This window comes from Streptomyces sp. NPDC127129, assembly GCF_042671585.1.
GTDB lineage: Bacteria > Actinomycetota > Actinomycetes > Streptomycetales > Streptomycetaceae > Streptomyces.
In genome coordinates, this window is record NZ_JBHXTV010000019.1 from 124,909 (window position 1) to 149,148 (window position 24,240).

17 protein-coding genes are annotated in these 24,240 nt (G+C 72.6%); 13 read left to right on the forward strand and 4 right to left on the reverse strand.

What is annotated here, in order from left to right; genetic code table 11:
• Positions 1-172 precede the first annotated feature (172 nt).
• The 8 genes from ACFVGW_RS30785 (at position 173) to ACFVGW_RS30820 (ending at position 12,733) form a co-directional block, all read left to right on the forward strand.
• Positions 173-3,463 carry a GNAT family N-acetyltransferase gene (locus ACFVGW_RS30785; protein ID WP_385854243.1) on the forward strand — a complete coding sequence of 1,097 codons (3,291 nt, stop codon included), beginning with the start codon at positions 173-175 and terminating at the stop codon, positions 3,461-3,463.
• Positions 3,464-3,528: 65 nt separating this feature from the next.
• Positions 3,529-4,113, forward strand: a complete 585-nt coding sequence (locus tag ACFVGW_RS30790; protein ID WP_385854244.1) for a DUF5998 family protein — start codon at positions 3,529-3,531, stop codon at positions 4,111-4,113.
• Complete coding sequence (locus ACFVGW_RS30795; RefSeq protein WP_385854245.1) at positions 4,113-5,318, forward strand: alkaline phosphatase family protein; 1,206 nt, start codon at positions 4,113-4,115, stop codon at positions 5,316-5,318. The genes ACFVGW_RS30790 and ACFVGW_RS30795 overlap by 1 nt, the downstream gene beginning before the upstream one ends.
• Positions 5,319-5,383: 65 nt before the next feature.
• On the forward strand, positions 5,384-6,031 hold the full coding sequence (locus ACFVGW_RS30800) for a thymidine kinase (protein ID WP_383227848.1): 648 nt from the start codon (positions 5,384-5,386) through the stop codon (positions 6,029-6,031).
• A 202-nt stretch (positions 6,032-6,233) separates the two neighbouring features.
• Complete coding sequence (locus ACFVGW_RS30805) at positions 6,234-7,151, forward strand: hypothetical protein (protein WP_385854246.1); 918 nt, start codon at positions 6,234-6,236, stop codon at positions 7,149-7,151.
• A 20-nt stretch (positions 7,152-7,171) separates the two neighbouring features.
• The gene (locus ACFVGW_RS30810) at positions 7,172-9,958 is read left to right on the forward strand and encodes an ATP-binding protein (protein WP_385854247.1); all 2,787 of its coding nucleotides are present in this window, start codon (positions 7,172-7,174) and stop codon (positions 9,956-9,958) included.
• Positions 9,959-10,365: 407 nt separating this feature from the next.
• A complete protein-coding gene (locus tag ACFVGW_RS30815; RefSeq protein WP_383227842.1) occupies positions 10,366-11,865 on the forward strand; it encodes a hypothetical protein in 1,500 nt (499 codons plus the stop codon).
• Positions 11,858-12,733: a hypothetical protein gene (locus ACFVGW_RS30820; protein ID WP_385854248.1), complete on the forward strand. Its 876-nt coding sequence runs from the start codon at positions 11,858-11,860 to the stop codon at positions 12,731-12,733. The genes ACFVGW_RS30815 and ACFVGW_RS30820 overlap by 8 nt, the downstream gene beginning before the upstream one ends.
• A gap of 121 nt (positions 12,734-12,854) precedes the next feature.
• Here the strand turns inward: ACFVGW_RS30820 and ACFVGW_RS30825 are convergent, their stop codons facing one another.
• Together ACFVGW_RS30825 and ACFVGW_RS30830 are read right to left on the reverse strand one after the other, a co-directional pair.
• On the reverse strand, positions 12,855-13,292 hold the full coding sequence (locus ACFVGW_RS30825) for a heme-binding protein (RefSeq protein WP_383227838.1): 438 nt from the start codon (positions 13,290-13,292) through the stop codon (positions 12,855-12,857).
• 46 nt (positions 13,293-13,338) lie between these two features.
• A complete protein-coding gene (locus tag ACFVGW_RS30830) occupies positions 13,339-14,565 on the reverse strand; it encodes an MFS transporter (protein WP_385854249.1) in 1,227 nt (408 codons plus the stop codon).
• A 307-nt stretch (positions 14,566-14,872) separates the two neighbouring features.
• Here ACFVGW_RS30830 and ACFVGW_RS30835 point away from each other — a divergent pair, with 307 nt between their 5' ends.
• The 3 genes from ACFVGW_RS30835 to ACFVGW_RS30845 all read left to right on the forward strand — a co-directional run bounded on the left by ACFVGW_RS30835 (position 14,873) and on the right by ACFVGW_RS30845 (position 19,947).
• Positions 14,873-17,506, forward strand: coding sequence for a YfhO family protein (locus ACFVGW_RS30835; RefSeq protein ID WP_385854250.1), 2,634 nt, complete (start codon positions 14,873-14,875; stop codon positions 17,504-17,506).
• A gap of 112 nt (positions 17,507-17,618) precedes the next feature.
• On the forward strand, positions 17,619-18,584 hold the full coding sequence (locus ACFVGW_RS30840) for a glycosyltransferase family 2 protein (RefSeq protein WP_383227832.1): 966 nt from the start codon (positions 17,619-17,621) through the stop codon (positions 18,582-18,584).
• Positions 18,585-18,588: 4 nt separating this feature from the next.
• Entirely contained in the window at positions 18,589-19,947 is a 1,359-nt protein-coding gene (locus tag ACFVGW_RS30845; RefSeq protein WP_385854251.1) for a polysialyltransferase family glycosyltransferase, read from the forward strand.
• A 22-nt stretch (positions 19,948-19,969) separates the two neighbouring features.
• Here ACFVGW_RS30845 and ACFVGW_RS30850 read toward each other — a convergent pair whose 3' ends face one another.
• A complete protein-coding gene (locus ACFVGW_RS30850; protein WP_385854252.1) occupies positions 19,970-20,740 on the reverse strand; it encodes a VOC family protein in 771 nt (256 codons plus the stop codon).
• A gap of 292 nt (positions 20,741-21,032) precedes the next feature.
• Between ACFVGW_RS30850 and ACFVGW_RS30855 the strand changes: the two genes are divergently transcribed.
• Positions 21,033-21,866 (forward strand): sulfurtransferase, encoded by an 834-nt coding sequence (locus tag ACFVGW_RS30855; protein WP_385854253.1) that lies wholly within the window; start codon positions 21,033-21,035, stop codon positions 21,864-21,866.
• Positions 21,867-21,945: 79 nt separating this feature from the next.
• Here ACFVGW_RS30855 and sepH read toward each other — a convergent pair whose 3' ends face one another.
• On the reverse strand, positions 21,946-23,010 hold the full coding sequence (gene sepH / locus ACFVGW_RS30860; RefSeq protein WP_352188015.1) for a septation protein SepH: 1,065 nt from the start codon (positions 23,008-23,010) through the stop codon (positions 21,946-21,948).
• A gap of 417 nt (positions 23,011-23,427) precedes the next feature.
• Between sepH and ACFVGW_RS30865 the strand changes: the two genes are divergently transcribed.
• Positions 23,428-24,240, forward strand: coding sequence for a hypothetical protein (locus ACFVGW_RS30865; protein WP_385854254.1), 813 nt, complete (start codon positions 23,428-23,430; stop codon positions 24,238-24,240).

Genomic DNA, 24,240 nt, shown 5'->3' on the forward strand with positions numbered 1-24,240 from the left:
TTGCCCTTCAAGTCTCAAGCGGGTTGTCTAGACCAGTCTCTCACGGGTGGCGGGGTGCTCGTGGCCGACCTCCGGCCCCCGCGCGAGGGCCGATCGGTCCTCCTTACCTTGCATGGCACACAGGTGCCGCGCGACCGGTGCCCGTGTCGGACCCCGGCCGTACGCTTGCCCCATGCAGAGCGCGTCGGAACAGCCGGGCCGGCCCGGGGAGCCGGTACAGGCAGTGCAGTCGGCAGGGGCACAGCCGGAGCACGCCTATCCCGACCACTGGGAAGCGGACGTGGTCCTCCGGGACGGCGGCACAGCGCGCATCCGGCCCATCACCGCCGACGACGCCGAACGGCTGGTCAGCTTCTACGAGCAGGTCTCCGACGAGTCGAAGTACTACCGCTTCTTCGCGCCCTACCCGCGGCTCTCCGCCAAGGACGTGCACCGCTTCACCCACCACGACTTCGTCGACCGGGTGGGGCTCGCGGCGACGGTCGGCGGGGAGTTCATCGCCACCGTGCGGTACGACCGGATCGACGACCGCGGCATGCCCGCCTCCGCGCCGGCCGACGAGGCCGAGGTCGCCTTCCTGGTCCAGGACGCGCACCAGGGGCGGGGCGTGGCCTCCGCGCTGCTCGAACACATCGCGGCGGTGGCGCGCGAGCGCGACATCCGGCGGTTCGCGGCGGAGGTACTGCCCGCGAACACCAAGATGATCAAGGTCTTCACCGACGCGGGCTACACCCAGAAGCGGAGCTTCGAAGACGGTTCCGTACGGCTCCACCTCGACCTGGAGCCCACGGACCGCTCCCTCGCCGTGCAGCGCGCGCGGGAGCAGCGGGCCGAGGCGCGTTCCGTGCAGCGGCTCCTCACACCCGGCTCGGTCGCCGTCGTCGGCGCCGGACGCGCCCAGGGCGGCGTGGGCCGGGCGGTCCTGCGCAACCTCCTCGACGGCGGGTTCGGCGGACGGACGTACGCGGTGAACCGCGCGCTCCCCGCCGAGACCGGCACGTTCGACGGAGTGCCCGCCTTCCGCTCCGTCGGGGACATCGGCGAACCGGTGGACCTCGCGATCGTGGCCGTGCCCGCCGAGCGCGTGCCCGAGGCGGTCGCCGACTGCGGGGAGCACAGGGTGCGGGGGCTCGTCGTGCTCTCGGCGGGCTACGCGGAGACGGGCACGGCGGAGGGCCGGGACCGGCAGCGGGAGCTGGTGCGGCAGGCCCGCTCGTACGGGATGCGGATCATCGGGCCGAACGCGTTCGGGATCATCAACACCTCGGCCGGTGTGCGGCTGAACGCCTCGCTCGCGCCGCAGACGCCGGCCGCCGGACGCATCGGGCTCTTCACCCAGTCCGGTGCGATCGGGATCGCGCTCCTCGCCGGACTGCACCGGCACGGCGCGGGCATCTCCTCCTTCATCTCGGCCGGAAACCGGGCGGACGTCTCGGGCAACGACTTCCTCCAGCACTGGTACGACGACCCGGAGACGGATGTCGTCCTGCTGTACCTGGAGTCCATCGGGAACCCCCGGAAGTTCACCCGGCTCGCCCGGCGCACGGCGGCGGTCAAGCCGGTCGTGGTGGTCAAGGGTGCGCGGCACAGCGGCAGCGCGCCGCCGGGACACCGGGTGCCGGTCACCCGGATCCCGCACACCACGGTCTCCGCGCTGCTCCGGCAGGCCGGCGTCATCCGCGTCGACACGGTGACCGAACTCGTCGACGCGGGGCTGCTCCTGGCGGGCCAGCCGCTGCCCGCCGGGCCGCGCGTGGCGATCCTCGGCAACTCCGAGTCGCTCGGGCTGCTCACGTACGACGCCTGTCTGACCGAGGGACTCCGTCCGCACCGGCCGCTGGACCTGACGACGGGCGCGAGCCCCGCGGACTTCCGAGCCGCGCTGGCGGCGGCGCTCGCGGACGACGCGTGCGACGCGGTCGTCGTGACCGCGATCCCGTGGGTGGGGGAGAACGGGGCGGTCGAGTCCGGTGACGGCGAGGTCCTCGCGGCGCACCTCCGCGAGGCGGTCGCCTCCGCCCCGCCCCCGGCGAAGCCGGTGGTCGTGGTCCACGTGGAGATGGGCGGCCTGGCGGAAGCGCTCTCGGCGGCGACGAGCACCCGCCCGCCCGCCCGCCGCCGACTCGCCGAGTCCGAGGGCCCGGGCGGGTCCCGGTCCGCGTCCGGCGCGGGCTCGGCCGAGGCGCCCCCCGCCCACGCACGCCCCGATGCCACCGGCCCCACGGGCCCGGGCGAGGCCCCGTCCCCCACCGGCCACACCGCCGGCTCGGATGGCCCCGGCAGCTCCGGCTCTGTCGGGGACGGGCCCGGTAGCTCCGGCTCTGTCGCGGACCGGCCCGGTGGCTCCGGCTCTGCCGCAGCCGCCTCCGCCTCCGGCCCTGCCTCCGCCTCCGGCCCTGCCTCCGCCTCCGGCCCTGCCTCCGCCTCCGGCCCTGCCTCCGGCCCCGGCCCCGCCTCTGGCCCCGGCCCCGCCTCCGGCCCCGGCGGCTCCCCTTCCGCCGGGGCCGGGGGCGACGCTCCGCCCGGTGCCCCCGGTGCCCCCGGTGCCCCCGGTGCCCCCGGTGCCCCCGGTGCCGCCGCGGGTGCGCCCGGCGGGGGGATTCCCGCCTATCCCGCCGCCGAGCGGGCCGTGCGGGCGCTGGCCGAGGCCGTGCGCTACGGGCAGTGGCGGCGGCAGGCCGCGGAGCCCGGGCGGGTGCCCGAGTTCGAGGACATCGACGAGGGCGGGGCCGCCGCGCAGATCGAGCGCGTACTCGGGGAGGACGAGGACGCCCGGGGCGCCACGCTCGACGCCGACGCGGCGCGCGAGCTGCTCGGGCGGTACGGGATCGACGTGCTGCCGACCCTCCCCGCGCCCGCCCCCGACGAGGCGGTCCTCGCCGCCGCCCGGCTCGGGTACCCCGTCGCCCTCAAGACGACCGCCCCCCACCTGCGCCACCGCCCCGACCTCGGGGGCGTACGGCTCGACCTGGCGAGCGAGGAACAACTCCGTACCGCCTACGCCGAATTGACCGAGGCGCTCGGCAAGCCCGCCGAGCTCCAGCCGGTCGTCCAGGCCATGGTGCCCCGCGGTGTCGACACCGTCGTCCGCTCGGCCATCGACCCGGCCGTCGGCGCCGTGCTCTCCTTCGGGCTCGCCGGAGCCGCCTCCGAGCTGCTCGGGGACATGTCCCACCGCCTCGTCCCCGCCACCGACCGTGACGCCGCCGAGCTCGTCCGCTCCATCCGCACCGCCCCGCTCCTCTTCGGCTGGCGCGGTTCCGCCCCCGTCGACACTCCCGCCCTGGAGGAACTGCTGCTGCGCGTCTCCCGGCTCGTCGACGACCATCCCGAAGTGGTCGCGATCACGCTGGAGCCCGTGGTCGTCGCCCCGCACGGCCTCTCCGTGCTCGGTGCGACGGTCCGGCTGGCCCCGCCCCCGCCCCGTACGGACCTCGGTCCCCGCAGCCTTCCGAGCTACTGAAACCCGCCTCAACCCGGCCCCGGGGCGTCCCGGAGCGCCCCTTCCGACGGATTAGGATGGAGTCCATGGCGAAGACCGGTACGACGACCCAGGGGCTGCGCGCGGCGATCGAGCGCAGCGGCTACTACCCGGCCCTCGTGGCCGAGGCGGTGGAGGCCGCCGTCGGTGGCGAGGCGATCGCGTCGTACCTGGTGCACCAGGAGACCACGTTCGACTCCAACGAGGTCCGTCGCCATGTCACGGTCCTCGTCCTGACCGCGAACCGCTTCATCGTCAGCCACACCGACGAGCAGGCCGCCGACAGCAGCTCCCCGACGCCGTACGCCACGACGTCCACCGAGTCGGTCAAGCTCGACCGGATCTCCTCCGTCGTCGTCAGCCGCGTCGTCGCCAATCCCGAGTCGTACACGCCCGGCACCCTGCCCCGTGAGGTCGTCCTCACCATCGGCTGGGGCGCCGTCGCGCGGATCGACCTGGAGCCCGCCGCCTGCGGCGACCCCAACTGCGACGCCGACCACGGCTACACCGGCAACGCGACCGCCGACGACCTCAGCCTGCGCGTCAGCGACGCCGGAGACGGCCCGGACACCGTGCGCCAGACCCTCGCCTTCGCCCAGTCGCTCTCCGAAGCCACCGCGGCGACCCGCTGATGGTCCAGCCCACCGCCGTCACCTCCGGCTGGCCGGACGAACCCGTCCCGCTCGACCCTGCCACGGCGCCCGTCCCCGAGTACGGCACGGGCTCGCTCGCCGACGTCCTCCCGACGCTCGTCGCGGGCCAGGGCGCCCCCGGTTTCGAGGCCCGGATCGCCGAGCTGTCCCCCGCGGACCGGAACTGCGTCTTCCTGATCGACGGACTCGGCTGGGAGCAGATCAAGGCCCACCCGGACGAGGCCCCGTACCTCACCTCGCTCCTCGGCACCTCGCGCGGCGGCACGGGCCGCCCGATCACCGCCGGTTTCCCGGCGACCACGGCGACCTCGCTCGCCTCGGTGGGCACCGGCCTCGTACCCGGCGCGCACGGCCTGCCCGGCTACACCGTCCGCAACCCCGACACGGGCGAGCTGATGAACCAGCTCCGCTGGAAGCCGTGGACCTCGCCGCGGGTCTGGCAGCCGTACCCCACCGTCTTCCGGCTCGCGCACGAGGCGGGCATCCACACCGCCCAGGTCTCCTCGCCGATCTTCCAGGACACCCCGCTCACCAAGATCGCGTTGAGTGGCGGAACGTTCCACGGCCGGCTCTCGGGCGAGGAGCGGATGGACTTCGCCGCCGAGCAGCTCGCCGGGGGCGACCGCTCCCTGGTCTACACGTACTACAGCGAGCTCGACGGGGCCGGACACCGCTTCGGCATCGACTCCGACGCCTGGCGCGGGCAGCTGATGTTCGTCGACCGGCTCGTGCAGCGCCTCGCCGAGCAGCTGCCGCCCCACTCGGCTCTGTACGTGACGGCGGACCACGGCATGGTGGACATCCCCTTCGACGACCAGCACCGGATCGACTTCGACGAGGACTGGGAGCTGCGTGCCGGGGTCGCCCTGCTCGGCGGCGAGGGCCGTGCCCGCCATGTCTACGCGGTGCCGGGCGCCGAGGCCGATGTGCTGACGTGCTGGCGGGAGGTGCTCGGCGAGCAGTTCTGGGTGGCGAGCCGCGACGAGGCCATCGCGCTCGGCTGGTTCGGCGACGCGGTCGACGAGCGCGTGTACGGCAGGATCGGCGACGTCGTCGCCGCGGCCCAGGACGATGTCGTCATCACCGCGTCCGTCAACGAGCCCCACGAGTCGGCGATGGTCGGCATGCACGGTTCGATGACGCCGGCGGAGCAGCTGGTGCCGCTCATCGAAGTCCGTTCCTGACTCCGCAGCCCGTACTGCCGTCACCCCGTCCCCTCACCCACGACCTGAAAGGTCCTCGACCTCCCATGCCCGAGCTGGTGTTCTTCTCCGGAACGATGGACTGCGGAAAGAGCACTTTGGCTCTGCAAATCACCCACAACCGCTCGGCCCGCGGCCTCCAGAGCGTGATCTTCACCCGCCAGGACCGCGCCGGCGAGGGCAAGCTCTCGTCGCGCCTGGGCCTGGTCACCGACGCGGTCGAGGTGACCGACGCGATGGACCTGTACGCGTACGTGGTCGGCGAGCTGTCCCAGGGCGGGAAGGCGGACTACGTGATCGTGGACGAGGCCCAGTTCCTGGCATCGGGGCAGATCGACCAGCTGGCCCGGATCGTGGACGACCTCGACATGGACGTCTTCGCCTTCGGGATCACGACGGACTTCCGCACGAAGCTCTTCCCCGGCTCGCAGCGCCTCATCGAGCTCGCGGACCGCATAGAGCAGCTCCAGGTCGAGGCCCTGTGCTGGTGCGGCGCTCGTGCCACCCACAACGCCCGTACCGTCGACGGGGAGATGGTCGTCGAGGGCGAACAGGTTGTCGTGGGCGACGTCAACCGCACCGTAGAGGTCGGCTACGAGGTCCTGTGCCGACGCCACCACCGTCGCCGGATGACTTCAGCCTCCGCCCGCGCCGCCGCCCTTTCCCCGGACGTCCTCCCCGTCAATCGCGCCTGAGGACCCCCTCTCTGTCCCCGGCACGGTGCCGGCACCCCGAGACTCAGGGGCTTCGATCGATGTCGGACGCCTGCAGTAAGGTGATCAACTCGACTGCTGCGACGGGGGAATGGGAACAATGGACGGCATACAAGCCGGAGGCACTTCGGGCTGGGCGGCTACGGGGGCGATGGGGCCGAATGCCGCATACCGCAACCAGACGATGCGGTATGAGGACGTCGAGCTGAGTTTCGACGAGTCGGTGCCGTTCCGGACCGTGTTCCAACTCTGGTTCCAGGCCTTCGTCGTCTCCCTCCTCGTCTTGTTCCTCTTCGGTCTGCTGCCCCTGATGCTGTCGGATTCCGGCCCCTTCGAGTCGGATTACGAGCTGGGCGCGGGACCGATCCTCAGCATCATCGCCTTCTGGGTCGTCCTCCTCGCCGCGCGCATCAACGAACCGGTCTCGGAGTGGAAGACCCTGCTGGAGGACAAGCACGCGGCGTCCTCCTCCGCCTACGCGGCCATCTACGGCGCCCTCGCGCGGCGGCAGATCCCCGTGTCCGCGGTGCCGGTCCGGATCCGCAGCGACCTCATGCCCGAGGTCGTGAACAACCGACTGGTCATCACGAGTGGCCGGTACATCGCCTACGTGACCGTCTTCGGCTACGGGACCAGCCTGTACGTCGGATGGACCATGTGGCGCAGCCGCTCCGGAGCGGTGATCATCGGCCATTTCCTGAAGGATCTCGTGGGCGGGATCTTCAACCGCACGGGGGCGATCAACCAGATGCTCCGCACGGAGAAGCCTCGCGCCATGCGTGAGGCCGTGCACTCCGCGGCCCGTGAGGGCGTGGAGACGGCCGTCCAGGGCATTGAGGTCCCGCTCGTGTCGACCTTCGGTCAGGAGCCGCCCATCCAGTCCGGCTCCACCGCGACCGAGCCGGTGACCAAGGACGGCAACGGTCCGGTTCCGGGCGCCATGCCCGCGCATGGGACGGCCGGTCCGGTCATGGCGCCGCCGGTGCCCCAGACGTACCCGGCTCCGCAGGCCCCGGGAACCCCGCCGCCTCACTACGGTCCGCCGACCCCGCCGGCCGCCCCGCCCGTGCCGCCGTACGGGACCCCTGGCGGTGGAAACTGAGCGCAGCCGGGTCGGACGGCGTGCTCACCGTCACTGACGGCACGACCGTCTGGGCCTGGACGGCCGTTCGCATCGACGCCGCCGCCGACCTCACCGAGACCCAGGAATACGCGGACCTGTCGGAAACGGAGCGCAGGACCAAGGCGGTGGCCGCCGAGACCGCTTGGCTGACGGGGCAGTGGAACACAGAGCATGGCGAACGGATCGAGCTGCGATACCTCAGCGACCCGGTCGAGCGCAGGATCTCCTGCGCCCTGCTCGGCCGGGTCGTGGCTCCCACCGCGCAGCGCGCCGAGGAGGCCGTGCGCGGGCTCCGTGACCGGATGGCGGCGCTGCCCCGGCACGTGCACGCCTCACCGGTCGAGGACGGCTACGAGACGGCACGGCTGCTGACTCCCTTCTCGCCCGACGGGGCGGCGGGGGTGGCGGAGATCCGCAAGCGCTACCACAGCGGGCTGCCCAACCGTCCCGACTCCGGAGTGCACTACTACCTCGCGCCGCAGCCGTTCACGGCGGCGGCCCCGCCGTGGGACATGTTGTGGCAGGCTCTGGCAGCGCACCCGTACCCCGTGATGCTCAGCATCGGCCTGGAGCCGTACGTCGTACCGCCCGACTTCGGCCCGCTCCTGCACCGCATCGCCACGCAGTACGGACGTCTGGGCACCCCAGGGCAGCTCCCCGACGGGCTCTGGTCCCCGGGCGCCCAACTCGCCGCGGACGCCTTCGCCGTGGACGCGTCCCGGATCTACGCCGATGCCGCCCGCCGCTACACCGACCGTGTGTTCCGCGTCCGGATCGCCCTCGCCTCGCCGGCGCCCCTGCCGGAATCCCTTGCCCAACTCGTCGGTGCCACGGTGTCCCCGCCCGTGCAGGCTCGCGAAGGCGGTGTCCTCACCGAGACGGTCAACGGTGCGGCCCACACCGTGGCTTGGCCCACGCCTGCCGAACTCCCCGCAGCCTGGCAGCAACTGACCACCCTGGAGCAGTCGCGTTGGGGCGGCGACCACTGCTGGCGGCTGCCCGAACAGCTCTCCCCGCCCCTGCGACTGCTCCCGGAACTCGTCGACGCCCGTGAGGCCACGGCGGCCTTCCGCCTTCCGCTGGCCGTCAACGGTCACATGACGGCCTTCCCCGTACGGCGCCCCGGCATCGCCGGTGAGACCGCGTACCGCATGGACGGCCCAGCCATCACACTCGGAAAGCAGCTCGTCAACGACACGCCCGCCGGCCCCCTGGGAATCGGCCTCGGTGACCTCACCCGGCATGCCCTGATCGTGGGTACGACCGGCTCCGGCAAGACCAACACCACCCTGGCGTTCTGCGAACAGCTGTGGCGTGACCACCATGTGCCCTTCCTCGTCCTCGAACCCGTCAACTCCACCCTGGACGACTACCGCTGGCTGGCCACCCGACCCGGGTTCGAAGACCTGTTGGTCCTCACCGTCGGCGATGAAGCCGTCGCTCCCCTGCGGCTCAACCCCTTCGAGGTGCCGGCCGGGGTTCGCGTCAGCACCCACATCGCCGGACTCATGGCCTGCTTCGACGCGGCCTTCGGCCTCTGGGACCCGCTGCCCAGCGTCTACAACCGGGCGCTGCGGGCGACGTACGCACGCAAGGGCATCGTCGCCACCGACATCGCCGATACGACCCACGCCGGAAACTGGCCGACGCTGCGTGACTTCATCACAGAGATGCGCAAGCAGTGCGAGCAGCTGGACTACTCGGGCGAGGTACGCGACAACATCATCGCCGCGTCCCGCCTGCGGGCGGAGTCCCTTGCGGAAGGGGCGTGCGGCACCACTCTGGACGTGGCCCGCTCTTATCCGGTCGAAGAGTTGCTGCGGCGGCCGGTGGTCGTCGAACTCGCCGGAGTCGGGGACAACGAGAAGGAACAGTCGCTCATCACGGCGCTGCTCCTGCAGAACATGACCGAGTACTACAAGGCGAACCGCGAAGGCGGCTCCCTCGCCCACGTCACCGTGATCGAGGAGGCCCACCGCCTGCTCGGCCGGCCAGTGGCCAGCGGTGGCGACGCGAAGGAGGGCAACGCTCAGGCCCGGGCGGCCCAGGCCTTCGCCAACACCTTGGCGGAGAACCGCAAGTACGGCGAGGGCATCGTCATCGTCGAACAGGTTCCCGGCAAGCTCGTCGAGGACGCGTACAAGAACACCAACCTCAAGGTCATGCACCGGCTGCCGTCCGCGGAGGACCGCAACCTCATCGGCGGAACCATGCGGTTCTCTCCCGACCAGGAGCGGTACGCCGCCTCCCTGGAGCCCTTCCAGGCCTTCGCCCACCACGACCGCATCGACCGTCCGGGACTGCTCCGGGTACCCGACGTACGCGCGCAGGCGGCGAGGGAGGCGGGCGTCAGCCGGGCACCCCTGGCCACGGACGCCGAACTGGCCTCCCGTTTCCGCGCCTTGGCGGCCGACGACGAGGCGGTCGACGCCGCACTGGCCCCCTTCCCGGACTGCGAGGGCTGCCGTCACCGTTGCAGCTTCCGCACCCGGGCCGCCACGGCGGTGTGGCCCGAGCACGGTACGAAGCTGAAGGAGCGCGTGGCGGCGTACCCGAAGACGAGCGCAGAGCAGGCCGATTGGTGGCGCGACACCGGCGACTGGGTGGCCGAGCTCGCCGCCACGGTTCCCCTGCGCGTTCCGGAAGGCGAAGGAGATCGGGCCCCCGTCGTGAGCGACTACCGCGCCTGTGTCTTCGTCCACGTCGCCCGGGCGGCCTGGCAGCGCAACACCCTGCCCTGGGTGCGTCTCTACCGCGCCAACGTCCGGCCGGGAGGTGACCGATGAGCGAACGTCCGCCGGAGCAGCCCCCACGCCCGGAAGCACCGTCGGCGCCGGAACCCACGGACGCCCCTGCCCCGACCCCACCGACGGACGCTCCTGCCCCGACTCCGGCGACAGACGCCCCGACCCCGACCCCGTCGACGGACCGGGCCGAGGCTTCCAAGCCGGAGGAGGCGCCCAAGGCGGGGGAATCCTCGGCTTCGGAGGCGGCGCCCAGTCCTGGTGAGGCTTCCGACTCGGTGGAGGCGCCTAACCCGGCGGAGTCTTCGGCGTCGGGGGAGGCGCCCAACCCCGCCGAAGCCCCCAACTCGGCGGATGCCCCGGTTCCGGCGGATGCCTCCGACTCTGACGAGGCACCTGAACCCGCCGGGGCGTCGGATTCTGCCGAGGCTTCCGACCGCGATGCGCCTGTGCCGTCGGACGCGGCGTCGGATCCGGAGAAGGCACCGGTCCCGGCGGAAGCCGTCGACTCGGGCGGATCGCGCTCCCCGGAAGCGGACGAGGCGCCCGACCCTGTGCCGGCGTCGGACGACACCCCCGAGCCGGCCGGGCCCGAGGGCTCGGAGGCGTCCGCCGACGGCAGGCAACCCGAAGCGCAGGAACGTTCCGGTGATCGGGCGGAGTCGGACGACGAGACTCCCGAGCTGGAGCTTGAACTCAAGCCCTACGACGACTCAGTGCCGTACTCGGCCGCGTACACCGCATCACGCGGTGCCGCCGAGGCCCGCGAAGCGGACGCGGTACCCGCACGGGCATCGGAGACCGCCGACGAGTCGGCGCCGGAGCCGACAGCGCCGACGGACGCACCCGAGCCGCCCGCGCCCAAGGCTGACGCGGAGGCCGCTCCGGAACGGGCCGAGGCGGCGAAGCCGCCTGCGGACGCCCGGCACTCGGCTGAAGAGGCTCCGGAGCCGACGGCGCCGATCGATGCTCCGGAGCCGCAGGCAGAAGCTGCCCGGGACCTCCCCGCGCACGCCGAGAACGAGGCCGAGCCCGTCGAAGCGCACGAGGGCAGCACGCCGGCGAGCGAGGCCGAGGCCGCCGAACCGGCCGGTGCCGGTGCGAAGACCGGGGAGGCCGGCGAGACCGCCCTGCCAGGTGACGGCAACGGCATCCGCCAGGACCACGAGGCGGAGGCCGAGCCGACGGCCGAGGCGTCCGAGGGGGAGGCCGAGCCGACAGACGAAGCGTCCGAGGACAAAGCCGAGCGGTACGACAACAGCGCGCTGCGGGACGGCCGCGACTACCAGCAGCAGATCGACGACCAGCTGGGCGCACGGGGCCTGGACCGCTCCGAGCACGACAAGCTCCGGCTCACCCGGACCAACGAGCTGAGCGACGCGCAGGCCCGCGAGGTCGTGGGTGTCCGTGACGCGATCAAGCTCGACGAGGGCCGCATGGTGACCAAGGTGATCACACCCGCAAAAATGGACGCGTACCTGGGCAACGCCACGAAGTTCGACGGAAAGGACTTCAACCCCGGCGCGTTTGAGGGCTCCATCGCGCGCGGCTCCGACACCGCCGACCTCCGCAGCATGGACCAACTGCGCGACGGGCTCGCTCTTGACGATGGCGGGGCCGGCTGGACCCCCGTCCCACCGGGCGCGTCCGAGGCGTACCAGCTGCGCTTCCCGGCACCGCACGGCATGGAAGCGCCGCCGAGCTTTGGTGCCGTCCGCGACCAGGGGCTGGCCGACGGCGTCGCAGGCATGGCCGGCCTGAGCAAGGGAAAGGCCTGGCAAGACCCGTTCCTCGGCACCGGTTACACCGGCGGGGGTGTCCCTGAGTGGATCGCCGAGCCCACCGGCTTCCCGCACCATGCTGAGATCTGGTGCATGAACGCTGATGGCACCGAAGAGGCCGTCGGCTTCTTCGACGAGAACGAAGGACGGTGGAATGAATATGACTGACCCTGGGAGCCGCCCCTTCCCGGTCAAGGGCGAGGTCGGCGTTTTCCACGGAGATCTCTACCGGACCCGTCCGGCCGCGGGTCTGTGGCCGGACATCGAGCTGCTGCCCGAGCCCGACCGCCCCGCACCCTCGGGCCTTGCCCCGCGCGAGGCCGTCGACGGGTCGGTGGGGTACGCGGTTGCGCCGGAGCGTCTTGAAGCCTGGTACGCCGTAACGTGGACGTTCCGCTGGCGCGGCGAGCTCTTCGAGTGCACCGCCGCCGCCCCCACCACGCTCACGGGCCACTATCTCGGCTCCGACGAACACTTCGCCAAGGAGCACCTCAAGCGCCGGGGCATTCGCTATCGCGGCGTCTTCCCGCGCGAGGAGGTCACCGAGTTGGAGGAGCAGCGTGAGGATCTGCTGCAGCCTCTGCACGCTCTGGTACGGCGGCTGGCCGAGGTTGACCACTTCCGCCCCAAGATCTACGCGGTCTACCAGGGCCGGACGTATGAGGCTGCTGCCGAGGCCGAGGCCTCGGGCCGCATCGCACTGACCACCGGGCATGATCGCCCAGAGGGTCTCGCCGCCGATCCCCGGGACCCGAGCGCCGAGCACTTCCTGGCCGCCCCGGAGCAGTTGGACGCCTGGTACCGGACCCACTGGACTTTCCGCTGGCAGAACGGCCCCTTCGACGCCGTCGGGACGGTGGACGGCATGATCAAGGGCGTCTACACAGGCGGCAGCTGGGGCTTCGCGGACAGCTGGGGCCTGACCGACGAGACGGGCCGCGACGCGGCGGCGGAAACCCGATACACGGCCAAGGTTGACCTCGACAGCGTCACCGACCTCGAACAGCACCGCACCGACCTGCTGGCCGACCAGTAGGCAGGGCCTTTCGCGGCCGGCCAAGTTGGCTTCATGCTCCTCGCGGCACGGTGTGCGGCCCGTCGCACGTCCTTCGCCCGGGGCCTCACGCCGTGCCCCACTCGCGAGCCGGCGGGTCGGGCTACCGCGCCGCGAGTGCCTCCACGGCCGCGGTCGCGAAGCCGTGGTCCTGGTCCGGGGCTCCGCCGCCGACGCCGATGGCGCCGATGAGCCGGCCGTCGCGGTGGACCGGGAGGCCGCCGGCGATGAAGAGGAGCGGGCGGTCGAGGGCCGTCGTGAGGCTGTGGAAGGGGCCGTCGGGCTTCACCAGGTCGACCAGGTCGGCCGTGGGGGCGTTGAGCTGGAGGGCCGTGTACGCCTTGCGGGTGCTGGTCTCGCCGGAGATAAGGACCGCGCGGTCGTCGCGGCGGAAGGCCAGCAGGTGGCCGCCCGCGTCCAGGACGGTGACGCTGACCGTGACTCCGGCGTCCTCGGCGGCGCGGAGCGCGGCGGAGAGCAGGGTCTCGGCGTCCTGGGTGGTCAGGGGAGTGACGGCCGTGGCGGTGGTGGTCGTGCTCATGGTGCTGTCTTCCTTTGGGGTGGGGGAGGGGTAGGGGTTACGGGGGTCAGTGCCGGCCGGCCGGTACCGGGGCGGCGGCTCGGGCCTCGACCGGCCGGGACGTGGTCTCGGGGGCGGCCGCCGCGGACCGCTTCCGCCGGTCCAGGAACGCCGCCAGGAACGCCAGCAGCAGCGCCGTACCCGAGAGCAGCGCGCCGACCCAGTTCGGGGCGGTGAAGCCGAGGCCCGTGGCGATGACGACGCCGCCGAGCCAGGCGGCCAGGGCGTTGCCGAGGTTGAAGGCGCCGATGTTGGCGGCCGACGCGAGCGTGGGGGCCTGCTTCGCCTGGTCCAGGACCCACTTCTGCAGCGGGGGCACGGTGGCGAAGCCCAGCGCGCCGATCAGGGTGAGCGTGATCGCGGCGAGGACCTTGTGGTGGGCGGTTGCGGTGAACGCCAGCAGCGTCAGGGACAGCGCGCCGAGGGCCACGAACAGCATGGGCATCAGGGCGCGGTCGGCGAACTTTCCGCCGAGCAGATTGCCGAGGAACATGCCGATGCCGAAGAGGACGAGCAGCCAGGTCACGGCGCCTTCGCTGTAACCGGCGACCTCGGTCATCATCGGGGTGATGTACGTGACGGCCGCGAACACGCCTCCGTAGCCGAGGACGGTCATCGCCATCGCGAGCCAGACCTGGACGTTCCTGAAGGCGGCGAACTCGGTGCGGACGCCCGAGGTCTCCGGCCGGCCCGTCTCGGGCACGAGCCTGGCCACGCCGAGGAGACCGATCACACCGAGCGCCGCGACGACGGTGAAGGTGACGCGCCAGCCGGCGGCCTGGCCGATGTAGGTGCCGAGCGGGACGCCGACGACGTTGGCGACGGTCAGGCCCATGAACATCAGCGAGATCGCCGACGCCTTCTTCTCCGGGGCGACCAGGCCCGCGGCGACGACCGAGCCGATACCGAAGAACGCGCCGTGGGCGAGGGAGGCCACGATCCGGCCGGTCAGCATCATCCCGAAGGACGGGGCGACGGCGGAGAGCAGATTGCCGACGACGAAGAGGCCCATCAGGAAGAGGAGCATCTTCTTGCGGGACACCCTGGTGCCGAGCACGGTCAGGAGCGGGGCGCCGAACACGACACCGAGGGCGTAGCCGGTCACCAGCCAGCCGGCCGTGGGAATGGTGACACCGAAGTCCCCGGCGACCTGGGGCAGCACGCCCATGATCACGAACTCGGTGGTGCCGATCCCGAAGGCCCCGATGGCCAGGGCCAGGAGCGCGAGAGGCATGGTGAAGCACCTTCCAGAAATGATTGCAGGGGGGTCTTACGTGCTTCGACAATAGTTGCAGACGCTGGCTAAGTGCAAGCGGAGGGTATTGCGGGCGGCGAATACCGCCGTGTGGCAGCGATCCGTGCCCGCCGGTCCCGTGTGGCCGTGGCACCTCGTGTTCACCTCCGGTGTGCCGGAAGACCGCCTTCTGATCGGATGCGAGACGCCCGGCTCGGCGGTAATGGCCCTCTGCCCGTGCCGTGGACGCGGACGTGAACACCGGGCCCCGCGCGACCGCGCGCCGCCCGACAACCCCGGAGGACGTGTGCCCCCTGCTGCCGAGACCGTGCCCGACCAGGGCGAAGGCGCGCACACCGAGGGCGGGCGACCCGGCGCGGCGAACGGGACGGGGAAGCGCCCCCGGCGGTACCTCGACCGGGCCCGGCACAGCATCCGCGTACGGGCCGCCGTTGCCGCGGCCCTGCTGACGTCCCTCGTCTTCTGTCTCGGCACACGGATCGCCGGCAGCCATCCGTTCGGGTCCACGACCCGCAACACCGTCGACCTCGGCCAGCAGTACCTGCCCTTCCACGCCCACTGGCGCAAGGTCCTGCTCGGCCAGGCCGACGGGGACCTGTTCCTCAACTGGAGCGCGGGCTTCGGGTCGAACTTCCTCGGCGACTACGGCACGTACCTGAGCAGCCCGTTCGACCTGATGGTCGTGTTCTTCCCGGCCGACCGCATGGAACTGGCCCTCTACGTCATCACCGCCGCCAAGATCACCGCCGCCGGTGCGGCCATGGCGGTCCTGCTCCTCAGGCTGCGCCGCGGGCCCTGGCAGGTGGCGGCCGTCCTGGGCGCGGCGTACGCGCTGTGCGGCTGGACCCTCAACTACGGGGCCACCGTCCCGATGTGGCTCGACGGACTGCTCGCCTTCCCCCTGCTCTGCCTGGTGGGGGAGTGGGCCCGCACCGCGCGCCGCCCCGTCCTCGGCCCGCTCGTCGTCGCCCTCGCCTGGTACGCCAACTTCTACACCGCGTACATGGCGACCCTCGGCGCCGCCGTCGTCCTGACCGTCCGTCTGCTCACGGCCGAGACGACCGCCCGCCGGCGCCTGGCCGGACTGCTGCGCGCAAGCCGCTCCGTCCTCCTCGGCATCGCGCTCGCGGCCCCGCTCATCCTGGTGATCTTCCTGGCCACCCGGGTCGCCGACCCGACCCCCGAGGTGACGTTCGCCCCCGTCGCCTGGACCGAGGTGTTCGCCCGGCTGCTGCCGGCCACGGCCAGCGTCGCCACCCCCGCCCTCTTCATCGGCACCCCGGCCCTCGCGCTCGCGCTGGCACTGCCCTTCAACAGCGCCGTGGCCCCCAGGCTCCGTATCGCCTGGACCGCCGCGATCATCCTGGTCGCGCTCTCGCTCCAGTGGGGCCCCACGCATCTGCTCTGGCACGCGGGCGCCTCGCCCAACGGGCTGCCGTACCGTCAGACCTTCGTGCTCTGCGGGCTGCTGCTCATCGCCGCCTGGCTGTCCACCGCCCGCGGACTGCCCCCGCTGCCCGCTCTCCTCGGCGGCGTGGCACTCCTCGCCGCCCTCGCCTTCGCAGCCCGCGACAGCCTCGTCGTCGACCGCTGGACCTACCCCGCCTTCGCCGCCGCCCTGGCCCTCGCGGTGCTCGCCGCCGTCGCCGTCCTGCTCGCCCGGCGGTACGCGGCCGGGGCCCGCGCCCTGCCGGCCCTGGCGGTCGTCCTCCTCGTCGTCGCCCAGGCCGGCGAGACCGCCCTCACCGGAGGCAGGATCGCGGAGCAGGAGCTGAGCAAGGTCCAGTGGAACCCGCGCCTCGGACCCTGGCAGGAGGACATGGCGCGCGCCGTGGAGGCGAAGGACGCCTGGCCGCGCCACCGCACGGATCCGGGCGAGATCCCGGGCGGCAACGACGTCCTGCTCGTGGGCGGCCAGGGAGCCGAGTACTACTCCAGCCTCACGGCGGACACGTACGCGCGCACCCTCTCCGCCCTCGGCTTCGGCTTCTGGGCCAAGGGCCGCCACCCGGTCACCCTCGACAACCCGGTGACCGACGCGATCTTCTCCATCGGCACCCGGATGCGCTCCACACCTTCGGTACCGGTCACACCGGACACCCTGCCCGAGGGCGCGATCACCGTCACCGACACGCCCGTGCCCCCGCTCGTCACGGTCCGTCCGGACGTGGAGCTGCCCGCGCGCGACGCCGCCTTCGGCGACTCCCCGTTCGCCAACCAGGAGTTGCTGCTGGGCTCGGCCGTCTACGCCGTGCCGGACCGGATCCGCCGTACGGACGGTCCCGGAGGAGTCACCACGCTGAGCGCCACGTGCCCCGCGGGCAGCCAGGTCTGGCTCTGGGCGCCCGAGCTCAAGGGCACGGCCGCCCTGGCCGGGCGGCCGCCCCTGACCTTCTTCGGCGGACTGCCGTCGGTCCAGGGCCCGATGCAGACGCTCGGCGCGGTACCGGCCTCCGGCGCCGTACGGATCGAACTGCGCGGCGACGCGCGGGCGGCATCCCTCCCACGGGAGCCCGTGGCCTGCCTGGACCGGGCGCGCCTCGACACCGCCGTACAGCGGCTGACGGCGACCGGCGCCACCTCCGTCCACGTCTCCGGCCACACGCTCACCGCCGAACTCCCTGCGGGCAGCAGGGGAACGGCCCTCATCGCCGCCCCGCGCATCTCCGGCTGGCGCTGCGCATCGGGCGACGCCCCGCCGGCCCCCGCGCAGCGCCACCTCGGACTCCTGGCCGTCCCGATCGACTCCACTGCGACCTCGGTCAGCTGCACCTTCCGGCCCCCGGGGCTCCGCCTCGGCGGCGCGATCGCCGCCATAGCGCTGCTCGCCCTGCTCACGCTCGGCTTCCGGCAGCGGTTCGCGCGCGGGGCGACAAGAGTTCACCTGGAGGCCACATCGGGCTCCACCGGCAGGAGATGACGGTGGATACGCTGCCCGCCTGACCGGCGTCCGCCCTGGTGAAGACCGTGAGCCGAGGCGCCCGAGTGATCGATTGCTTGTCAGTACGTCTGGTTGAGTGTGGGGATTCCGAGTGCCGAAGTTGTCCGTCATCGTCCCGTTCCACAACGTCGGGATCTATGCGTCCGACACCATGCGAAGCCTCGCGAACAACGCGGACCCGGATTTCGAGTTCCTGCTGATCGACGACTGCTCGACGGACGAGACGCCGCACGTCCTCGACCGCTGGCAGAGCCGCATCCCCAACGCCAGGGTGATCCGGCACGAGACCAACCTCGGCGTGGCGCAGGCGCGCAACACCGGAATCGACGCGGCCACCGGCGACCACCTCACCTTCCTCGACGGTGACGACTGGTACGCCCCCGGCCATCTGCGCGGCATGGTCCGCGGCATCGAGGCCCTCGGCTGCGACTTCGCCCGCACCGACCACGTGCTGTCCACCGGCACCAAGCGCGCCATCCGGTACGCCCCCGCCAAGCGGCGTGAGACGGTGATGGACCCGCGCGACGGCATCGCGCCCGCCAGCATGGTCACGATGGTCGACTACCCCTTCGTCCCCTTCGGCATCTACAGCGGCCGCCTCTTCGAGAACGGCGAATCCCGCTTCGAGACGAAGCTGCGCACGGCCGAGGACCGGCTCTGGATCTGGCGCCTCCACCTGAAGGCCACCACCTACGCGGCCCTCAACCTGCACGGGGTCTTCTACCGGCGAGGCGTCACCACCTCCCTCACCCAGATCACCGACAACCGCCAGCTCGACTTCATCCCCTCGTACGACCTCCTGCTCGACGAGGTGTCCGCCGACCGCGACGCCGACCGCTTCCTGCCCAAGGCGGTCCGCACGTACTGCGCCATGATCGCCTTCCACATGGGCAAGGCCGACCAGTACGAACCGGCCGTCACCAAGCGGCTCAAGCGGAACGTGACCGACGCCCTGCGCCGGATGCCGCAGCAGGTGCTCGACGAGACGCTGGCGACGATGGACCCCGCGCGCAGCACCCTGCTCCGCGGCCTGCGCGCCACCGGAAGGACGGCCTGACCCCATGACCGCGACGACAGCGAAGAGCGCACCCGCGCGTATCCAGATCTTCGAGGTGTCCACGCTCTACGGCGCGGCCACGCTCGCGGCGGCGATCGACGCCGGCCGGTTCGGCGCCCCCGGCCACGCCCGGCGCATCCTGCTCGTGTCGAACAACGCAGCGATCCCGGAGACCTCGCTGCGCCTGGAGACGATGACCGGCTACGACCGGATCGCCTCCCGCTTCGACGAGGTGATCGACTGGAACGAGGCCATCCACCCGCACCACCCCGCCACCTGGGCGCCCCGCCCGGAAGAGGCCCCGCTGTGGCAGCGGGTGTTCCGCACGGCCTGGGAGCTGGGCACCGCACCGGTCGAGCTGATCGTCGAGTCCATCCAGGTCAACCCGGCCAAGGCGCTCGCGGCGGTCTTCGCCGAGAGCACCGTCGACGTCTACGCCGACGGCCTGATGAGCTACGGCCCGACGCGCGAGGAGCTGCCACAGTCGATCGCCTGCCGGATCGGACGGCTCCTCCACCTCGACCTGGTGCCCGGTCTGCGCCCCCTGCTGCTCTCCGAGTACGGCGTCGAGCCCGAGCTCGTACCCGACGAGGCGTTCCGGCGGGTCCTCTCGGAGATCGCCGAGGCGGCCGAGGGCGACCGGCAGGTCACCGCGGCGGTCGAGGCCGGGCCGACGGCCCTGCTCCTCGGCCAGTACCTCGCCTCGCTCGGCATCCTCACCGCCGACGAGGAGGAGGACCTGCACATCAGGATGCTGCGCGGTGCCGCGGCCGCCGGACACACGTCGGTGATCTTCAAGCCGCACCCGACCGCGCCCGCCCGCTACGGCACGGCGCTGAACGAGGCCGCGGACGCGGCCGGCGTACGGCTGACGGTCCTGGACGGCCCGCTGCTCGCCGAGACCTTCTACGAGCGCTGCCGGCCGACGCTCGTCGTCGGCTGCTTCTCGACCGCGATGGTCACCGCGTCCGTCTACTACGGCGTCCCCGTCGCCCGGGTGGGCACGGACACGGTCCTGGCCCGGCTCACGCCGTACGAGAACAGCAACCGCGTGCCGCTGACCGTCGTGGACCACATCGTGCCCGACCTGGAGACCGGTGCGGGACCGGCCGTCCCCGGAGCCGGGCCGGAGACCCTGACGCCGCTGGTGCGTGCCGTGGGCTTCTGCATGCAGTCCAAGCTCCACCCGCTGCTGCGCGACGAGACCGCCGCGTTCCTGGAGCGCCACCGGGGGAACGCGGACATGGCCCGGTACTTCGATGCCGAGCGGCTGACGAAGCTCGGCCTGCCCGGCGGCGATCCGGCCGGACCGGCCGGCGGCTCCCGGCTGCGCCGGACCCTGACGCGCAGCGGCAGGGGCTGAACCCCGGAGACCGTCCGCCCGGTCAGTTCGCCGAGTGGACGATCGTGAACACCGCGCCCTCCGGGTCCGCCACCAGCGCGCTCCGGCCCGCCGCGCCCTCCCTGGGCGGCCGCAGCACATGGCCGCCCAGCTCGGTGACGAGACGGGCGGCCGCGTCCGTGTCGGTGACCTCGAAGTACGTCAGCCAGTGCGCGCCGCGGTCGCGGGGGAGCGAGGTGCCGGCGCCGTGCAGGGCCGCCACCGGACGTCCGTCCAGGTGGAGGGTCAGATAGTCGAAGTCGGCGGAGACGACCGGCTCGGCCTCGTACCCGAACACCGACCGGTAGAACTTGGCGATCGCCGACGTCTCGTACGTCAGGAGTTCGTTCCAGACCGGCGTCCCCGGGGGGCCAGCGGCCGCCGTGCCCTGGTGCACCCCGGCCTGCCAGACGCCGAACACCGCGCCGACCGGATCCGAACAGATCACCATCCGGCCGGCCTCGCCCGCGTCGAGCGGGCCGACGGCGACCGTGCCGCCGCAGCAGCGGATGGTCTCCGCGGTCTCGTCGGCGTCGTCGGTGGCCAGATAGGGGGTCCAGGCGACCGGCAGATGCCGGTCGGGAGGCAGCTGGCCGATGCCCGCCACCTCCCTGCCGCCCAGCAGGGCGCGGACGTACGGACCGAGCTGCTGCGGTCCGGGCTCGAACTCCCAGCCGAAGAGCCCGCCGTAGAACTCCTGCGTCGCGTCAATGCCGTGCACCATCAAGCTCACCCAACAGGGTGTACCGGGTGTGCGCCGAGTCGCCTCGGTCATCGTCACTCTTTCCTCGGACCATCGTCGTGGCCGTGCGGGGGGACTGAGCGTGCGCACGAGCTCGTACGGGCGGGTGGGGGCGGGGCCCTCGAGGCCCGCAGCGGGTTCCTGCCCGCCGTTCACCCGCCGTACACGCGCCTCGGTCGCGCGCCCCGTGCAGATGCTCGCACCCCTGAGCCCTTCTCGCGCCACGGCCGCGCCGTCGAGCGGTCGCCGCGCCGTCCTGGCGTCGCCGTGGAACGGTCGGGGGAAGGTGCTCCCGGGCAGCGCGAGCTGCGCGAGGATGGCACCCATGAAGCCCATCATCACCGCAGGCGAACTCGCGAGCGAGTCGGCCGGGGCCCGCCCGGTCCTCCTGGACGTCCGCTGGCAGCTCGGCGGCCCGCCGGGGCTGCCCGAGTACGAGGCCGGACACATCCCCGGCGCGGTCTACGTCGACCTGGACACGGAACTGGCCGGGCCGCCCGGCAGCGGCGGCCGGCACCCGCTGCCGGACCCGGAGGTCTTCGGCGCGGCGATGCGCCGGTCGGGTGTCTCGGCGGACACCCCGGTCGTCGTCTACGACGGCGGGCTCGGGTGGGGCGCCGCCCGGGCCTGGTGGCTGCTGCGCTGGACGGGCCACACCGGCGTACGGGTCCTGGACGGCGGCCTCGCGGCGTGGACGGCCGCCGGGCACGAGCTGTCGAAGGAGACCCCGGAGCCGGAGCCGGGCGACTTCGTGCCGCACCCGAGCGAGGTCGGGCTGCTGGACGCGGACGGGGCGGCCGCGCTGGCCCGCTCCGGGCTGCTGCTCGACGCGCGGGCGGCGGAGCGGTACCGGGGCGAGGTGGAGCCGATCGATCCGGTCGGCGGCCACATCCCGGGTGCGGTCTCGGCGCCGACGACCGAGAACGTGGACGCTGAGGGCCGCTTCCTCCCGGCGCGGGCGCTGGCGGCCCGCTTCGCCGCGCTGGGCGCCCACGAGGACGGCGCGGTCGGTGTGTACTGCGGCTCGGGCGTCTCGGGCGCGCACGAGGTGCTCGCCCTCGCGGTCGCGGGCATCCCCTCCGCGCTCTACGCCGGCTCCTGGTCGGAATGGTCGAACGACCCCACGCGCCCGGTCGCCAAGGGCGCGGACCCGCAGTAGCCGCGCAGGGGACGGTGCCCCGGTCATGCGAGAAGGGGCCCGAACCGATCGCCGGTTCGGGCCCCTTCTCGTACGGGCGTCAGTCCTGCTTCTTCCTTCGCGTGCCGAAGACGATCTCGTCCCAGCTCGGGACCGCCGCCCGGCGGCCCGGGCGCACACCGTCCGCCTCGGCCTGACGGTCCGTCGTGCCGGTGAGACGGTCACGGTGGCCCGAGACCGCGCGCGGCATCAGGACGTCGGCGTAGGCCGAGCCTGCTCCGGCCGAGGCCGCCGGGGCCGGCGGCTCCTCCGCCTCGGGCTCGTCGGTCGGCTCCGTGGAGTCCGGGTCGGTGCCGCGGTCCGGGACGACCATGTCGCCACGGAAGCTCGGCACCGCCTCCAGCAGGCTGGTCAGCGAGTCCCGCTCCTCCTCCGGCTCGGGAACCGGCGCCGGACGCTCGATCTGACGGTCGAGCGCGCGGTCCAGCGGACGGTCGCGCGGCAGCCGCGCGATCCGCGGGACGAAGGGGAAGCTCGGCTCCGGCGCGGCGGCGATCGTGTCGTCCGTCTCGCCGATCAGCGCGCGCGCCTCGTCGTCCACGGCCTGGACGAGCCGCCGGGGCGGGTCGTACGTCCAGCTCGCGGTGTGCACCTCGCCCGCCACGCGGTAGACGAGCAGCACCTCCCACGTGCCGTCGTCACGGCGCCAGGAGTCCCACTGCACGGTGTCCTTCTCGGCACCGCGCAGCAGCAGCCGCTCCTGCACCGCCTCGCCGAGCTGCGGTCCGGTGTTCTCGCCGGGCCGGCGTACAGGCGTCTTGCGGGCCCGCTCGGCCATGAACGCCCGCTCCGCGAGCACGGGTCCCTCGAAGCGCCGTACGCGGTCGACGGGGATCCCGGCGAGCTGGGCGACCTCCTCGGCGGAGGCACCGGCACGTATCCGCGCCTGGATGTCGCGAGGGCGGAGGTGGCTCTCCACCTCGATCTCGATCTGACCGAGCCGCGCGCGGTCGTTGCGCACCGCGGCGCGCAGCCGCTCGTCGATCGGAAGCGTGTACTCCGTGCTGTCAGCAGCCTTCAGCACCAGTCGTGTGCCGTCGTTGGAGACGGCCACGACACGCAGTTCGGGCATGGGGACCTCCCGGGTGGTGCCTGCCGACGTCACGTGCGTCGCTGCTTCCGCTAGTCGAGTGTGGCCTGCCCGGGTGCAGCCTGCCACAACCTTGCCGAGTTGCCCGGCGTGTCGGGCCTGGACCCTGGAACGCCGTTATGGCACGGTTACCCATCTGCGACGCAGAGTGACCGACGGTCACGCTCCGCAGCGGGCTACCGCGCGATGCCTTGGCGCCGCCGGTTCGAGTGCCGTTTTCGGCCCCCTCCCCGCGTCCCGGCACCCATGAGGGAGCCCAGACCCAGGGATCGCCACAGTACTCCATTCGGGCCACCTGGGTGGACCGGCGCGCCGCCCAACTTCTCCGGGGGTACGGGAGTTGAGTCTCCGCGTTCTCCGTCGCCGCGTGGCGCTCTTCACAGAAAGCGCAGAAACGGAACTTTTCACTTCGCCCATTTGTCCCTTGTGGGTATGGATCACGAGAAGAACGGTGAGAAGAAGAAGCTCGACCTGAGCATCGCTCAGGTCTCGGGCTCCGCGGTCGCCGCCGTCGTGGCGGCCAAACTCGCCTCCACGCTCGGCGTGTACGGCACGATCCTGGGCGCGGGTGTGATCAGTGTCATCGCGACCTGCGGGGGCTCGCTCTTCCACCACCTCTTCAGGCGCACGGGAGAGCAGATACGGGAGGTCACCGTCCCCGCCGCGCCGGCGAAGGCCCCTGCGCGCCGGACGGCTCCCGACCGCACCCAGGTCCTCACGGCTGTCGGCGGGCCCGCCGCGCCCCCGTACGACGAGGAGTTCGGCGAGGCGACCACGCACGGCACGCGCGTTCGCGGCTGGAAGCGCTCCGCCGTCGGTGCCGCGCTCGTCTTCCTGGTGGCCATGGGCGGCATCACCGCCTACGAACTGATCTCCGATCAGGACTTCAGCGGCACGAAGGGGCGGACGACCTTCGGGTCCGTCGTCCGCGGCGACGGCGAGGCGCGGAAGGGGACGACGCCGTCCGGCGACGAGCCGGCCCGGCAGCAGGGGCGACCGGCGCAGCAGGACGGCGGCGGCACCCCCGCCGACGGCGGGACGGGTACCGGCGAGAGCACCCCCGACCCCACGCCGACCCCCTCCGGCTCCACCGGCACCGGCGACGATCCGGCGCCCGCGCCGACTCCGACCCGGCCGACGCCGTCGGACCCGACACCTGCACCGACACCGACCCCGACCCCGACTCCGACGGGCACCCCGTCCACCGGCGCGGGCGCTCCGGAAGCCGGGGCGCCCGCCGAATGA

Bases quoted from the DNA above. Each gene is read 5' to 3' on its own strand.
- ACFVGW_RS30805 (WP_385854246.1), top strand. From the start codon at position 6,234: ATGCGGTATGAGGACGTCGAGCTGAGTTTCGACGAGTCGGTGCCGTTC.
- ACFVGW_RS30845 (WP_385854251.1), top strand. From the start codon at position 18,589: ATGACCGCGACGACAGCGAAGAGCGCACCCGCGCGTATCCAGATCTTC.
- ACFVGW_RS30850 (WP_385854252.1), bottom strand. From the start codon at position 20,740: ATGACCGAGGCGACTCGGCGCACACCCGGTACACCCTGTTGGGTGAGC.
- ACFVGW_RS30795 (WP_385854245.1), top strand. From the start codon at position 4,113: ATGGTCCAGCCCACCGCCGTCACCTCCGGCTGGCCGGACGAACCCGTC.
- ACFVGW_RS30785 (WP_385854243.1), top strand. From the start codon at position 173: ATGCAGAGCGCGTCGGAACAGCCGGGCCGGCCCGGGGAGCCGGTACAG.
- ACFVGW_RS30865 (WP_385854254.1), top strand. From the start codon at position 23,428: ATGGATCACGAGAAGAACGGTGAGAAGAAGAAGCTCGACCTGAGCATC.
- ACFVGW_RS30855 (WP_385854253.1), top strand. From the start codon at position 21,033: ATGAAGCCCATCATCACCGCAGGCGAACTCGCGAGCGAGTCGGCCGGG.
- ACFVGW_RS30830 (WP_385854249.1), bottom strand. From the start codon at position 14,565: ATGCCTCTCGCGCTCCTGGCCCTGGCCATCGGGGCCTTCGGGATCGGC.
- ACFVGW_RS30820 (WP_385854248.1), top strand. From the start codon at position 11,858: ATGACTGACCCTGGGAGCCGCCCCTTCCCGGTCAAGGGCGAGGTCGGC.
- ACFVGW_RS30825 (WP_383227838.1), bottom strand. From the start codon at position 13,292: ATGAGCACGACCACCACCGCCACGGCCGTCACTCCCCTGACCACCCAG.
- ACFVGW_RS30790 (WP_385854244.1), top strand. From the start codon at position 3,529: ATGGCGAAGACCGGTACGACGACCCAGGGGCTGCGCGCGGCGATCGAG.
- ACFVGW_RS30800 (WP_383227848.1), top strand. From the start codon at position 5,384: ATGCCCGAGCTGGTGTTCTTCTCCGGAACGATGGACTGCGGAAAGAGC.